This is a genomic window from Gleimia sp. 6138-11-ORH1 (assembly GCF_024814355.1).
In the GTDB taxonomy this organism is placed as follows: Bacteria; Actinomycetota; Actinomycetes; order Actinomycetales; family Actinomycetaceae; genus Gleimia.
In genome coordinates, this window is record NZ_JANUXV010000002.1 from 111,442 (window position 1) to 126,224 (window position 14,783).

11 protein-coding genes are annotated in these 14,783 nt (G+C 50.2%); 3 read left to right on the plus strand and 8 right to left on the minus strand.

Going from position 1 to position 14,783, the window contains the following annotated elements:
• Positions 1-55: 55 nt before the first annotated feature.
• Genes hpt through NXS08_RS04135 form a run of 3 tightly spaced genes read right to left on the minus strand, consistent with a single transcriptional unit; the run spans position 56 to position 3,151 of the window.
• Positions 56-607, minus strand: a complete 552-nt coding sequence (gene hpt / locus NXS08_RS04125; RefSeq protein ID WP_259137604.1) for a hypoxanthine phosphoribosyltransferase — start codon at positions 605-607, stop codon at positions 56-58.
• The gene (gene tilS, locus NXS08_RS04130; RefSeq protein ID WP_259137606.1) at positions 594-1,784 is read right to left on the minus strand and encodes a tRNA lysidine(34) synthetase TilS; all 1,191 of its coding nucleotides are present in this window, start codon (positions 1,782-1,784) and stop codon (positions 594-596) included. The genes hpt and tilS overlap by 14 nt, the downstream gene beginning before the upstream one ends.
• Positions 1,781-3,151 (minus strand): D-alanyl-D-alanine carboxypeptidase, encoded by a 1,371-nt coding sequence (locus NXS08_RS04135; RefSeq protein ID WP_259137609.1) that lies wholly within the window; start codon positions 3,149-3,151, stop codon positions 1,781-1,783. Before NXS08_RS04135 ends, tilS begins: the two co-directional genes overlap by 4 nt.
• Positions 3,152-3,258: 107 nt before the next feature.
• Here NXS08_RS04135 and NXS08_RS04140 point away from each other — a divergent pair, with 107 nt between their 5' ends.
• Positions 3,259-3,762: an inorganic diphosphatase gene (locus NXS08_RS04140; protein WP_259137611.1), complete on the plus strand. Its 504-nt coding sequence runs from the start codon at positions 3,259-3,261 to the stop codon at positions 3,760-3,762.
• Between the two features lie 395 nt (positions 3,763-4,157).
• Positions 4,158-5,267 carry an alpha/beta hydrolase gene (locus NXS08_RS04145; protein WP_259137614.1) on the plus strand — a complete coding sequence of 370 codons (1,110 nt, stop codon included), beginning with the start codon at positions 4,158-4,160 and terminating at the stop codon, positions 5,265-5,267.
• Between the two features lie 118 nt (positions 5,268-5,385).
• Here NXS08_RS04145 and NXS08_RS04150 read toward each other — a convergent pair whose 3' ends face one another.
• Positions 5,386-6,792 (minus strand): hypothetical protein, encoded by a 1,407-nt coding sequence (locus tag NXS08_RS04150; RefSeq protein ID WP_259137616.1) that lies wholly within the window; start codon positions 6,790-6,792, stop codon positions 5,386-5,388.
• A 259-nt stretch (positions 6,793-7,051) separates the two neighbouring features.
• On the opposite strand from NXS08_RS04150, the gene NXS08_RS04155 reads away from it, so the two are divergent.
• A complete protein-coding gene (locus NXS08_RS04155) occupies positions 7,052-7,471 on the plus strand; it encodes a cupin domain-containing protein (protein WP_259137618.1) in 420 nt (139 codons plus the stop codon).
• A 107-nt stretch (positions 7,472-7,578) separates the two neighbouring features.
• Here the strand turns inward: NXS08_RS04155 and ppdK are convergent, their stop codons facing one another.
• The 4 genes from ppdK to NXS08_RS04175 form a co-directional block, all read right to left on the minus strand.
• Positions 7,579-10,284 (minus strand): pyruvate, phosphate dikinase, encoded by a 2,706-nt coding sequence (ppdK, locus tag NXS08_RS04160; protein WP_259138034.1) that lies wholly within the window; start codon positions 10,282-10,284, stop codon positions 7,579-7,581.
• Between the two features lie 259 nt (positions 10,285-10,543).
• On the minus strand, positions 10,544-13,060 hold the full coding sequence (locus tag NXS08_RS04165; protein ID WP_259137620.1) for an ATP-dependent Clp protease ATP-binding subunit: 2,517 nt from the start codon (positions 13,058-13,060) through the stop codon (positions 10,544-10,546).
• A gap of 214 nt (positions 13,061-13,274) precedes the next feature.
• Positions 13,275-13,718, minus strand: a complete 444-nt coding sequence (locus NXS08_RS04170; protein WP_259137625.1) for a septum formation family protein — start codon at positions 13,716-13,718, stop codon at positions 13,275-13,277.
• 4 nt (positions 13,719-13,722) lie between these two features.
• Entirely contained in the window at positions 13,723-14,781 is a 1,059-nt protein-coding gene (locus NXS08_RS04175; protein ID WP_259137627.1) for an inorganic phosphate transporter, read from the minus strand.
• Between the last annotated feature and the right edge of the window lie 2 nt (positions 14,782-14,783).

A 14,783-nucleotide genomic window follows, 5' to 3' on the forward strand; every position in this document is an offset into this window, starting at 1 on the left:
TGAGGACGGAGAATTTTGCGGTTTCTTAGCCACCTAATCAGTTACCTTTCATTTTTTAGGCATAAACATGCGGAGCTAGCGTTCCTACAAATGGTAGGTTGCGGTAATCTTCCGCATAATCCAAACCATAGCCGACCACGAATTCATTTGCGATATCGAAACCAACGTATTTCACGTCAATATCGACTCGCACTGCCTCTGGCTTACGCAGTAAAGTAGCGATTTCAACTGAAGCTGGGTTTCTGGAGCTTAAGTTGTCTTTCAGCCAGGACAGGGTCAGACCTGAATCAATAATATCCTCAACGATTAAAACATGGCGACCGGTAATGTCCGTATCTAAATCCTTCAAAATTCGGACAACCCCAGAGCTTTTGGTGCCAGATCCATATGAAGAAACTGCCATCCAGTCCATGTGTACTGAATGGTTCATAGCCCGGGAAAGATCAGCCATAATCATAACAGCGCCGCGCAGCACACCTACTAAAAGTAGGTCTTTACCCGCATAGTCGCGATCAATTTCCGCTGCCATTTCAGCAACGCGAGTTTTAATTTCCTCTTCGGTTAGGAAAATGTCTTTTAGAGAATCTCCCATGCTAGCTGCGTCCATCTTTAACCTCCTGTAGATGTTTCTTAGTTACTTTGTTATTGTCTCTTAAACCACTGACAAGTTCCAGCACGATTCGCTGGTGAACATTTTTCTTCCATACTTTACCGTGTTTCGTTTTCTCAATCCGGTCATTACGACGCGCCTGCCAGCCGTTTGGTAAAGAAATTGGTCCTTGCCCTCTCCAATGCGTCACCAGCTGATCGAGTTCCTGCAAATGTTTAGCTGTCAGCATCGCCTTAGACCGCTGGGCAAATAATAGTTTCCACAATCGCATCCGAATTGGTTTTGCTTCTTTCACGAGGGCGGAAACCAGCACTTCCCCCTCAGCTTCAAACTCGCCAGTTAAGAAACGTTCTTGCGCACAAGTGTCCAAATAGGTGGCGTCTTCTTCGGCTAGTTGGGCGCTGCGCCCTAGGGAAATGACTACGTCTTGGCCGAGGACTTGAGAAAGCTGCGGGATGATTAAGTGTCGTAATGCCACCCTTGGCAGTGGCTGCCCAGCGGCAGTTTGCCAGGGACCATCTAACTGATTAGTGGGGTCAGCCACTACTTGTAAAGCCAGCTGCTGGCAAAAGTCCTCTGTGTCTGCACGGCGAACGGACGCTAAAAGTGGCCGGCAAAAATGCAGTTCTGTGCCTGCAGCCAGCTTTTCCTTCCGCTGAGGACGAATCCCCGCCAACGCACGAGTCCCAGCGCCACGGGCTAAACTAAGTAGCACTGTTTCTGCCTGGTCATCTAAGGTGTGTCCTAAGAGGACTCCCACGGTTTGCCCGGGAAAATGTTTCACCGCGTAATCGCGAAAAGCCTGATACCGAGCTTCCCGCGCTGCCGCTTCTACTGCCCCAACTGGATTAACTTCTACTGCGATGATTTCTGCAGGAATTTCTAAGGTAGCTAACTGGGTGGCGGTGGAAGTTGCTTCAAGAGCAGATTCAGCTCGTAGCTGGTGGTCGATGATAACGGCATGAAGCGGCTTTCCCGCGCGGCTGAGCAAATCCGCGGTAGCTACCGTCAAAGCCAGTGAGTCAGCGCCCCCGGAACAACCTACTAGCCAGGTGGTGATTGCCTGAGTGGAGGCTGCCCGAAGTAGGTTCTTAACCGCTAAGGAAACCGCTCTAACTCCCTGCGTGGGTTTTGTTCCAACCAGCTGCGATGCTTTTGAAAAGGGAGCCCTCATCGATTGACCAACGCTTCGATGAACGCGTCTAAATCAACGCGGGTAGCGTAGGCAGCTTCTGGCACACCCGCTGTTTGCACGTGGAAAATAAGCGGCCGACCGGTGCGGGTAACCACCACGCCTGAAAGGGCCGCAGCTGAATCCATTAAACCTGTTTTCGCCTGCACTCGCCCGGCAGTAACCGACGTGTTCAAACGTGATAAAAGTGTTCCGGAAAAGCCGGAAACTGGATTCATTCGGAAAATCTGTTTTTCTACGGAATTTCCTTTTGCCCACAGGTGGTAAAGAAACTCAGCGGTAGTTTGCGGTGCAATCCGATTTTCCTCAGTTAAACCTGAACAGGATTTAATCTCAAACCCATCGTGAGGGATGGGTAGTTTTTTCACCGTTTCAACTAGTTGTGTATAAGCTGCCTGCGGAGTTGAAGCTCCACTTTCTGCTTTAGCAGCTAACCGGCAGAGATGCTCAGCTAAAGTATTATCGGAGCGTTCCAGCATGATTCGCGTAATTTGCAAAATAGTTGCCGAATGTACTTCTGCTACCAGAGGCTGGTCTTGCACCACAAATGCCTGTTCTTGATAACTAACTTCCAGTGGTAAATCGTATTTGGCAAATAGGTCAGCCAAACTATTTCCAACTGCGTTCGTAGGATTTTGATCGTACCCGTTGAAAGTTGCTCCCGCTTTAAACGCAAAGGCCGTTTGTGGGCTAATCCAAACTCGATATTCTTCTCTAATCGTTGGATCTAGCGCCGGACCTTCATGTAGCTGAGTATGAAGCACTAACTTTGTTGGTTTAACTGACGCAGTTTTTAGTTTTTCACTGGCTTGAGTTACCAGGTCTTCTAAACCCGCGTATCCGTCGATTTCTTGTGAGTTTCCTTTACCGGGAGAAAGCAGTAAATCACCTTCTCCAATCAGGTGAAGGGTGTCGCCTTCTTGGTAGAGGCGGGTAGCTAAACGACTCTGCGGATCTAATGATTTCAAAGTTGCGTAAGCCGTGTAGAGTTTCGTAGTTGAAGCGGGGACTACCGGGGTTTTTTCATTTGCAGCGAAAACAATATTGCCAGTAGTGGCGTCAATGACGTAAGCGCCAGCATTCCATTTGCCTCCGGTGGAGGCTTCCAGCTCTTTCCAGATTGGAAGTAGATCGGAGTTTTTTAAAGATGGTAACTCGGTACGCATTTGTGCAGGCAAAATCGTCTCTGCCTGCACCTTTTCACGTTCTGGGAGAGGTTTTCCAAACTCAGGTTCTTTAAAAGTTAAAAATCCGGGGACTAAATCATAGGTATCTGCCACTAAATAGCCGGAAATTCCCCCGATTAAGGCAACTGCGGTGAGGAAACTAACCACCGTCTTTTTCACCATAAATTTCTCCCCGTAATAAAAAAGTAATCCATTCCTAGTTTAGACCGACATTTGTACTTCTCTAATGCGGTATTCTAGAAGTCACAGAACTTTAGGAAGGAAATATCGTGGAATTCGACGTAACTATTGAAATCCCCAAGGGAAACCGCAATAAGTACGAAGTGGACCATGTGACCGGACGTATCCGCCTAGATCGTATGCTCTTTACCTCCACTCGTTATCCTGACGACTATGGTTTCATCGACAATACTCTTGGTGAAGATGGCGACCCCTTAGACGCTTTGGTGTTGCTTGAAGAGCCAACTTTCCCCGGCTGTGTTATTCGTTGTCGCGCTTTAGGAATGTTCCGTATGCGTGATGAAATGGGAGGCGACGATAAAGTCGTTTGTATTCCAGCAGCTGACCAACGTGCTTCTTGGAGAACTGATATCGATGACGTATCAGAATTCCATCGCCTTGAAATCCAACACTTCTTTGAAGTGTATAAGGATTTAGAACCAGGAAAATCTGTTGAAGGAGCCCACTGGGTAGGACGCGAAGAAGCCGAAGCAGAAATTGCTGCTTCCTTCAAACGGGCAGAAGAAACTGGTTACAATACTCACCATCACTGAGTTGAACTTTTCGATGGTGTGTTAGCTCTTAGCTGGCACACCATCTTTTTATATTTCCCAAATCATCAGAACTTCAGTTCACCACGCTAAAGCGTCGCTGCGCGTTCAATTTCAGCTTCTAACTGGGCGGTGGAAAACTCGAGCAATCAGGCTCTTTTACTACCTTAACTGCGGGTAATCCTAACCGTCTCGCACCGAAAGGGAACACCCCGCAAACCCATACTACTACCGAAATAAAACGAGGCCTGTTGGGACTAGTTGAAGCTCTCGTCAACGCCCTCGAAAAATCAAAGTTTTAACTAACTAAGCAAAGTTGCCTACAAACTCTCAAATTCCCCATAAATAGGCTCAGCGGCAAGGGGACAAAACAGTAAAAATCACGCTAGGCTAAGTATATGAAAGTAGAATTTGATCTAAAAGAAGCATTCGGGGAAACTCCCGTCCCTCGCCCAGGATACTGGACTAAAGATATTCTGGGGGACGGTTTCTCGGCTCAAGCAATCCAGCTTCTACCCGACGAAGATGGCGAAAACATCGCTACCTTAGTCCGCCACGAAGCAGCTAATGACCCCCACGCCTTTGCGGGGACCCCGTCTGAACCTAAATTCAGAGCACTTTACATTCACGGGTGGAATGACTATTTCTATCAGCCCGAACTAGCCCGCCACATTGCCTTAGCGGGCGGCCAGTTCTACGCCTTAGATCTGCGTAAATACGGGCGTTCTTTACGTCCAGGGCAAATCTTTGGGTGGGTGACAGACCTTTCAGAATATGATGAAGAAATCTCCGAAGCCTTAGATATTATCGGAGACGATCTGCCGATTCTTCTGATGGCACACTCTACCGGCGGATTAACCACCGTTCTTTTTGCCAACAACTACCCGGGACGTTTCGCGGGTGTTTGGTTGAATTCTCCTTGGCTGGAACTACACCCCTCTGCGCTGATGCGGTATGCAACTGGGCAGCTAGTGGAAGTTGTTACTCCGCTTGATCCCCACATGGTGATGCCGGTGGGTGGGAACAATTTCTTTAGTGAATCATTAGACGGGTGGCAAGACCATGAGGGTGAGCTTCCCGAAGAACTGCTCCCCTATGCTGACGATCCTTCTGTTACCGGTTGGAAACCGAATCGCCTGTGGAAAGGTGATCGGGTCACGTTAGCTGGTTGGTTGCACGCAGTTTCGGTGGGACACCGCCAGGTGGCTGCTGGGTTGAATTTGGATTGCCCGGTGATTTGTTTCGCTTCTACAGCTTCTTTCGAGGGCGAAACATGGACTCCTGAAGTTCGCTACCGCGATACGGTTTTAGATGTTGATGCAATGGTTTACCGGGCGGGTACATTAGGGCCTGATGTAACTATCCGCCGTTTGCGTGGGATACATGATTTAACCTTGTCTTTCCCACCGGTAAGACAGGAATTATGGGCAGCTACGCATCGTTGGTTACAGAGTGTCTTTCCTGATAATCCTATTTCTTTAAGTGATATCCCCTTAGCTCCACGCTGAGGGAAACCGCTCAATAACTGACGGTAAACTTTGGGGTGGGGGCTAACTACCAATAGTTAGCCCCCACCCCAAAGTGTTTTAGAGATTAGATCTAAAAAATTTTCAGCTATAAGTTATTTTAGAATCGCCGCGGAGACCGACGGTGTCTCAACATGGGTTTCCCCTCAGTGCGACCACCGTTTCGCGATGGTTGATTAGCCTGATTACGCTCTACCCTAATCCGGTTAGCTCGCGTGCCTACGCGCCGTTCCTGCGATGGTTTAGATGATTGGGTAGTTGTCTTAATCTCTGCGTTTATTTCATCTAAGGCTTCTTTTAAGGTTGGGCCAGAAACTGATCCGAGTCGCCAAACTTCCCACCCGTCAAAGGGAACTACGCTACCGATTAACCGCACGGCTTCTGTAGGGTCAGTGGTGCTCCATTTATCAGTGTAAATCACTCCTTCGGGACTGAGTTTCGCATAAAAGCGTTCCACGTCGGAAAAACTCCACACTAATTCAATTTCGGTTCCTACGATTTGCGCAATCGTATAAAGCCCCATCTGATCTGGTTCTAAGTATTCGGTCGCAGCAGTCGTTTCTGCTTCAGTTGATTCCCGCGCTTCAGATGATAGTTTTAGCACCTGTGAACGCTGTCCAGTGTGCCGGTCGGCGCGTTTAGGTAGGTTAGATGGCCTGCGTTTAGGTGCGCGACCTGCTGAATCGGAGCGCAGAAAATCAGGGACGCTTAATTCTTCTTCTGGTGCGGCTTGTTTTTCTGGTGTCGCTTCTTTTTCTTGGGGCGCAGTTTCTTCAAGCAGCGTGTCTGGCTCGTAGATAGCGTACTTAGGTTCAGCTTCGGGTTTTGTTAGTTCATCTGCTTTCAGAGCTTCAGTTTCTTCAACAGTTGCCACGATTTCTTCAGTTGCTTTTAAACCTTCATGTCCGGGTAAAGCCAGATGCCCGCCGCTTTGTAATAGTAGGTTGGGGTTGTGTCCGTACAGGCGTGGGCCAACTGCCTGCACTTCAACGAAACGTCGTCCGTTGCGCATTTCTCTAAGAGATAGTTCGTGTACTTCCACCCCGGAAGTTGCCAGTACATCTAAGACAGGACGGACCGCGGGAACTATTTCTGCAACGACCAGAATCAAACGCGGCCCAGGAGCAGGTGAAGGGGGCATGAGGTTTCTAAACTCTGCCCATCCAAACCGGAAGTTATGAATCCCACCGGGGTAGGCGTTAGCTAACTCATTCCACCCCATATTGGCAGTTTCAGCAAGCCGGGAAAGGGATTCAATCATGGTGCTGGAGTCAAGCAGCGGGAGTACTTCAACACTGACTACTTGACCAGAGGGATCCAGGGCGGTTAGTTTAGGTTGCCCCCCGGCAGCATCTTCTTCCCAGGTAATTGGAAAGAGCGGTCGTCCGATTATTTCAAGAACCTGATCTCTTACACTTGCTAAAATGTCTGCAGAGATACCCTCATTTACTGTACGCCCGAACTGAGCTGGAACCAGCTGTCCTCCATCAAGTTCAAATAACGGCATACCCTCACCCCTTCATTACATAGTTACTTTTATTCTCTCATGTTCTAAGAGACTTTGGTATCGCTCTATCAAAGTGTTCAGCAGGTTAAAACCGGATTTTGTAACTATTTTTTAAGTTGAAATTTTCTTTTTATCACAGAACCTCCGCGGTGATTATCCTGCGACTTATTACAAAATCTGCGGTAAGGTAAAGGGGTAAGTTCTTTAGAAAATCATTAACTACTCCGTAGTTAATTTTGCGAAATATTTAGGAGTCACTATGACTGATCACGGTCCAAATCCTTATGTAATGAATATTGAAAAAGCTACGTTAGCTAACAAAAACTACCGCACCACTTTGTGGACCGGACAGGAAATGCAGCTAACTGTAATGAGCATTAAGCCTGGCCATGACATCGGTTTAGAAAAGCACGATGATCACGATCAGTTCATTCGCATTGAAGAAGGCAAAGCTCGCGTTCAGATGGGACCTGCTGAAGATGACCTCAGCTTTGATGTAGAAGCTAATGACGATGATGCTATCTTCATTCCAGCCGGACAGTTCCACAATGTAACCAACATTGGTGATGAAGATCTGAAACTCTACTCCATCTATGCTCCAGCCGAACACGAACACGGCACCGTACACGTAACTTACGAAGAAGCGATGGAAGCAGAAGCACACCACCACCATCACTGAGTTAATTAAACCGAAAGCTACGGCGAACGGTTAAACATAAACTAACGGGGGCGGGACTTTCTAAGAAAGTCCCGCCCCCGTTTTAGCGTGATACCCTATCGCTTAGTTCAGTAGGTTCCACCTACAGCAGCGCGTCCAGCTTCCAAACGTGCGATTGGCACACGGAATGGAGAACAGGAAACGTAGTTCAAACCAACTTCGTGGAAGAAGTGGATTGATTCTGGGTCGCCACCGTGTTCGCCACAAACACCAAGTTTGATTTCTGGCTTAGTGGAACGAGCCCGTTCAACACCTTCGCGTACCACCCGGCCAACGCCGTGCTTATCGATGGTTTCAAATGGGGATACACCAAATACTGCTTCTTCAATGTACTTTGGAATGAAGACGCCTTCTACGTCATCACGTGAGAAGCCCCAAACGGTCTGAGTTAAGTCGTTGGTGCCAAATGAGAAGAAATCAGCTTCTTGAGCCAAGTCTTCAGCAGTCATCGCAGCACGAGGAAGTTCGATCATACAGCCCACGTGAATATCCAGTTCAACGCCAGCCTTTTGAGCTTCTTCTGCGATAATCTGTTCAGCATTGTGACGGATGATGGCCAGTTCTCGGATAGAACCAACCAGTGGAACCATGATTTCTGGACGTGGGTCCAAACCTTCCTTCTTCAAATCTGCAGCTGCTTGGGTGAGCGCGCGGATCTGCAGGTCGAATAAACCTGGGAGGTAGATGCCCAGACGCACGCCACGCAGACCTAACATTGGGTTAGATTCATGCATCCGGCGGACTGCTTCCAGCATCTTCTCATCGGCAGGATCAGCTTTCCCATCAACTGCTTTAGCAACTGCCACCTTAACTTCCAAAGAGGTTAAGTCAGGGAGGAACTCGTGTAGTGGTGGGTCGATCAGGCGCACGGTCATTGGCTTTCCATCCAAGACACGTAGCATCTGCAGGAAGTCGCCCTTTTGAAGTTCTTCTAAAGCATCAAAGCCGGACTGGCGTTCTGCTGAGCCTTCTTCAGCTAAGATAACGCGTTCAATCAAAATACGACGGTCACCTAAGAACATGTGCTCGGTACGGCACAGTCCAATACCCTCCGCCCCAAACTCAATAGCGCGTTCGGAATCTTCTGGAGTATCTGCATTTGCCCGTACCTTCATGGTACGTACAGTATCAGCGTGGGTGAGCAGGCGGTGTACGGAATTAACCAGGTCAGCCATCTGCTCATCGTTACCGGCAGCTGCCAAACCAGCTTCCAAGCCCTTAGCCAAGTAGGTGGTAACTACCGAGTCTACTACCGGAACGTCCCCTGCGAATACTTCACCGGTGGTACCGTCAATTGCGATTACGTCTCCGGCTTTGAGTACTCGATCGCCTACGGTGAGAGTCTTTTCTTCAGCATCAACACGCAGGGCTTCGGCGCCACAGATACAGGTCTTACCCATACCGCGTGCAACAACTGCTGCGTGTGAGGTCTTCCCACCGCGAGCAGTGAGGATACCTTCTGCAGCTACCATACCGGGGAGGTCTTCTGGGTTGGTTTCACGGCGAACCAAGATACACTTGCGACCTTCAGCTGCGGCTGCTTCAGCGTCCTCGTTATTGAAAACAATCTCGCCAACTGCTGCACCTGGGGAAGCTGCCATAGCGCGGGTGAGGAGTTCCTTAGCAGCCGAGTCATCGAACTGGGGGAACATCAGCTGGGTGAGCTGAGCACCGGTTACGCGGGTAAGAGCTTCGTCCATGGTGATGAGTTTTTCATCTACCAGCTGTGTGGCCACGCGGAAAGCGGCGGCGGCGGTGCGCTTCCCCACGCGGGTTTGGAGCATCCAGAGCTTGCCTCGTTCAATGGTGAACTCGATGTCGCAAAGATCCTGGTAGTGAGTTTCCAGCTTACGCATAATGCCCAGCAGTTCAGTGTAGGAAGCTGGGTCGTGATCACCTAGCGTTGCTAAAGGTTCAGTGTTACGAATACCGGCCACAACGTCTTCGCCCTGTGCGTTCATCAGGTAGTCGCCGTAAACGCCGGAGTGTCCGGTGGAAGGGTCGCGGGTGAAGCAAACTCCGGTGCCGGAAGTTTCGCCCATGTTACCAAATACCATGGTCTGTACGTTTACTGCAGTTCCGAGGGATTCTGAAATACGTTCGCGGCGGCGGTAGATCTTCGCGCGTTCGGTGTTCCAGGAGCGGAATACGGCTTCGATGCCCATGTCGAGTTGTTCGCGCGGATCTTGTGGGAAGTCGCGTCCGGTTTCGGCTTTGAAGATTTCTTTGAAAGTGGCTACCAGGCCCTTGAGGTCTGCTGCGGAAAGTTCGTGGTCGTAGTGTACGCCCCGGTCTTCTTTCAGCTGGTCTAATGCGTCTGAGAATCCGTCTGATTCAATGTGCATAACGGTTTTGCCGAACATCTGGATGAGACGACGGTAGGAGTCCCAGGCGAAACGTTCATCGTTAGCAAAGTTTGCTAGGCCAACTACGGATTCATCGTTTAAGCCGATGTTAAGCACAGTTTCCATCATGCCTGGCATAGAGAATTTTGCGCCAGAGCGAACAGATAAAAGCAGCGGGCCAGCGGGATCTCCCAGGTGACGGCCGATTTCGTCTTCAACCTTACGTAGGTTCTTAGTTACTTCAGTGTGAAGTTCTGCGGGAACAGCGCCTTTTTTGTAGTATTCGCGACAGGCATCGGTGGAAATAGTGAAACCTGGGGGGACGGGAAGTCCTAGCTTTGTCATTTCTGCTAGGTTAGCTCCCTTACCACCTAGCAGGTCTTTCATCTCTTTGTCGCCTTCAGAGAAGTGGTAGACGTACTTGACCATTCTGGCCTCTGCTTTCTTATTGTTGATCATATGCCTCGATGCACACTTTCGCGCAACGTTCTTAGTCTACCAAAGTCCTATATATTTGGTGAGCTTGTTTGTACCTGTTTTCAGTGTATTAAAGGATTTGCGCAGGGTTTGAAAAGGGAACATTCCCGCTTCCTGCACTTTACTAACTGCGTCCCCTCGCTTAGTTGGTAAAAGTGAACCAGTTAAATAAAAAGGTTGCGGGTGGATTTCCACCCGCAACCTTTAACAGTTAGTTATCTGACTGTTCTGGCGAACCTTCTGGTTCCTGCGCTTCTATCACCTTGCGGCGTTCCTTGCGGAAGTTAAAGCGTGCTTCTGAACCCTCTCCTTCAGTATCGACGATCACCGTATCACCGGTTTTCACTTCACCGAAGAGAATCTTCTCAGACAGAACATCTTCCACTTCGCGTTGAATCGCGCGGCGCAGTGGGCGCGCTCCCAGAACTGGATCGTATCCCTTGTCTGCCAGCAGTGAGCGGGCAGAATCGGTCATTTCTAAGAACATTCCCTGCTCTACCATGCGGATAGCTAGCTTTGCTACCATCAGATCCACGATCTGCACGATCTGTTCCTTTTGCAAAGGTGGGAAAACAATCGTTTCATCAACACGGTTAAGGAACTCTGGGCGGAAGTGCTGCTTAAGTTCTTCATTAACTTTTTGGCGCATCCGCTCGTAATCATTTGCCATTGCTCCGGCAGCTTGGAATCCGGTTAGCACACCCTTGTTAATGTCACGGGTACCCAGGTTAGTGGTCATGATGATAATAGTGTTCTTAAAGTCCACTACTCGACCTTGGGAGTCAGTTAGGCGACCTTCTTCTAGAATCTGCAACAGGGCATTGAAAATATCCGCGTGGGCTTTTTCAACTTCGTCAAAAAGTACCACTGAGAAGGGTCGGCGGCGAACCTTTTCGGTTAGCTGACCACCCTCGTCATAACCGACGTATCCCGGAGGCGCACCGAAAAGACGCGACGCCGTGTGCTTTTCAGAAAACTCTGACATATCCAGGGAAATCAGGGCGTCTTCATCATCAAAGAGGAACTCAGCCAGTGTTTTTGCCAGCTCCGTCTTACCCACGCCGGTGGGGCCGGCAAAGATGAAGGAACCACCGGGACGTTTTGGATCTTTCAACCCAGAGCGAGTCCGGCGAATCGACTGAGAAATCGCGCGCACTGCGTCGTCTTGCCCAATCACCCGCTGGTGTAATGCTTCTTCCATGTTCAAAAGCTTGTGAGACTCGGCTTCGGTGAGCTTGAAAACTGGAATACCGGTAGACATGGCCAGCACTTCAGCGATTTCTGGCTCACCAATTTCGGAAATGATATCAGCGTCGCCGTCTCTCCAGGCCTTTTCTTTTTCAATCCGCTCTTCAGTCAGGCGAGTTTCTTTATCACGTAAAGATGCTGCCAGTTCAAAATCCTGGTCGTCAATCGCAGATTCTTTTTGCCTGCGCAAGTCAGCAATCTTATCGTCCAGCTCATGTAGTTCTGGCGGAGCTGTCATCCGGCGAATACGCATCCGGGCACCCGCTTCATCCATCAGGTCGATAGCTTTATCAGGTAAGAACCGGTCGGAAATATAGCGGTCAGCCATTTGCGCGGCAGCGATTAAAGCTGCGTCAGTAATGATAATCCGGTGGTGCGCTTCGTAACGATCGCGCAGTCCCTTCAGAATTTCGATAGTTTCATCTACGGAAGGTTCTTCTACCTTAACCGGTTGGAAACGTCTTTCTAAAGCGGCATCTTTTTCAATGTACTTGCGGTACTCTTCCAAAGTGGTTGCGCCGATAGTTTGCAGTTCTCCGCGGGCTAAGAGCGGCTTCAACATTTGGGCTGCGTCAATGGCGCCCTCGGCAGCTCCGGCACCTACCAGCGTGTGGATTTCGTCGAAGAAAATGATGATATCCCCGCGGGTGCGGATTTCTTTGAGCACTTTCTTTAAGCGTTCTTCGAAATCACCGCGGTAGCGTGAACCGGCGATTAGTGAACCGATATCTAGGCTGTAGATTTGCTTATCGCGGATAGTTTCGGGCACGTCACCGCGCACAATTGCTTGCGCTAGGCCTTCTACTACCGCAGTCTTACCAACCCCGGGTTCGCCGATTAGGACCGGGTTGTTTTTGGTGCGGCGTGAGAGGATCTGCATGACGCGTTCCATCTCTGGGTGGCGTCCCACGACGGGGTCGAGTTGTCCTTCGCGTGCGGCGGCGGTGAGGGAACGTCCGAATTGTTCCAAAAGTGCTGAGTTTGCTGGCTGTGGGTCGGCGGTGGTCGCGCCTACCCCCACGGCTTCGCGGCCTCCGGCACGTTGGAATCCCTGGAGAAGTTGAATTACGCTTTGGCGCAGTTCTCCCAGGTCTACCCCAAGCTGCACCAGCACTTTAGAGGCAACGCCTTCGCCTTCGCGGATTATTCCTAGCAGAATATGTTCGGTGCCGATGTAGTTATGTCCCAGTTGCAGGGCTTCTCTGAGGCAAAGTTCCAGGACTTTCTTTGCTCGGGGGGTGAGGGGGATATGTCCGGTGGGAGCATTTTTACCTTCCCCGATCATTTCCACAACGGCTTCGCGGACTTTTTCTCCTTCGATTTCTGACATTTCGATGGCTTTGGCGGCAACGCCTTCACCTTCTTGAATCAGACCGAGTAACAGGTGTTCGGTGCCGATATAGTTGTGGTTTAGTGAGCGGGCTTCATTTTGAGCCAGTACCACAACCCGGCGGGCGCGGTCAGTAAACCGTTCAAACATACTTTCCTCCTATTTTCTATTTCTAGATTAGGGGGCTGGCCAGTAGTTTTCCTCTTTGTTCACCATTAGGGGAATTTCCCGAGGGCGTTAGTGAAAGCTAGCTATTTTTCTGCGCACTGCCCCTCCGGAGCGTGTTTCCCGCTGGGTAGGTATTCTTTCCAGGGCGTCAGCTAAGGCTGGGGAGTGCGGATTTACGGTTTTTCAGCTGGTAGTTTCAGCGTCCGCTGTTTTTGAAGGTGCCGGAAATTTTTTCATGCTGGCTAAATGCCAAGCAGATGATGGCGCGGTCTTTTGCTTTTTCCCACGATTCTTGGGTGGGTGAAAGGGGGGCCAGGTCAAAGATTGAATCTTTAGGGTCTTTTCCGATGTAGTCGCTAAATGCCTGGGGGCAGAATGCTTCTACTTGTGCAATAATCGTTTCGTTTCCTGGGAAGGGCCCCTCGGGAAGGTGGAGGGTATCGACTACTTCGGCGTTGTGGGGGGAACTGCAGGGAACTGTGGTGAGGTTTTCCAGGTCGAATACGCCTGAAGCCAGGGTGTTTTCGGGAAGGTCCAGGCAGTCTGATTTGCTTAGTTCAACAACGGCAGAGCCGCAACCTGTTAGTGCTAATGCACTGGCTGCGGCTACTGCCAGAAGTTTTTTGGTTTTTCCACGCATTTGTTTACGGGATTACCTGGTGTAGTAGCAGGTAGAGAATGGCTGCTACGGCTCCGGCTGCTGGTATGGTGAGGAACCAGGCGATTACGATATTGCCTGCAACGCCCCAGCGCACGGCGGAGAGCCGTTTAGTTGCCCCTACACCCATGATTGCGGAAGTTACCGTGTGGGTGGTAGAGATGGGTGCGTGGAATACGAAGGCTGTTAGGTAGAGAACGCCTGCTGCGACAGATTCTGCTACGAAACCGCGGGCGGGGTCCAGTTCGATTACTTTACGTCCCAGGGTACGCATGATTCTCCAGCCACCGGAGTAGGTTCCCGCGGTGATAGCTGCTGCGGCTGCGAGTTTAACCCAGGTGGGTACTACCCAGTCTCCGGTGAGAGGATCGACGATTTGGTGGGAGGCTCCGTAGCCGCCTGCCATAAGTGCCATAACGATAATACCCATTGTTTTTTGGGCGTCCTGCAGGCCGTGTCCCAGGGCCATTGCTGCGGCAGAAACTGTTTGCGCGTAGCGGAAACGGCGCATGGTCTTATGGTAGGGGAAGGTTTTTACTACTGCCAGCAGTAGTTTCATCAATACGTAGCCTAATACGAAACCAACCAGTGGGGAGAGGAACATGGGGATGATTACCTGGTCTAAGATTCCCTGCCACAAGATGGTGGTTGCTGAGGCCATGCCGGCCCCTACCAGACCGCCGATTAGGGCGTGGGAGGATGATGATGGTAGTCCGTACCACCAGGTGATTAGGTTCCAGGTGATTGCCCCTACCAGCGCGGCTAGGATGATGCCCAGCCCGTGGAGTTGCATTGTGTGGTTTGTTGAACTGGTGAACTGACTGATGTCGATGATGCCTTTACCAATGGTTTTGGCAACCTCAGTTCCTAAAAGTGCACCAATAAAGTTCATGACGGCTGCCATTGCCAGCGCAGCTCGAGGGGTTAAGGCTCGGGTTGAAACTGAGGTGGCGATTGCGTTTGCAGCATCGTGGAAGCCGTTGGTGTAGTCGAAGCCCAGTGCGATAACAATGACGACAACGACCAGAATAAGGGTCAGATCCACTG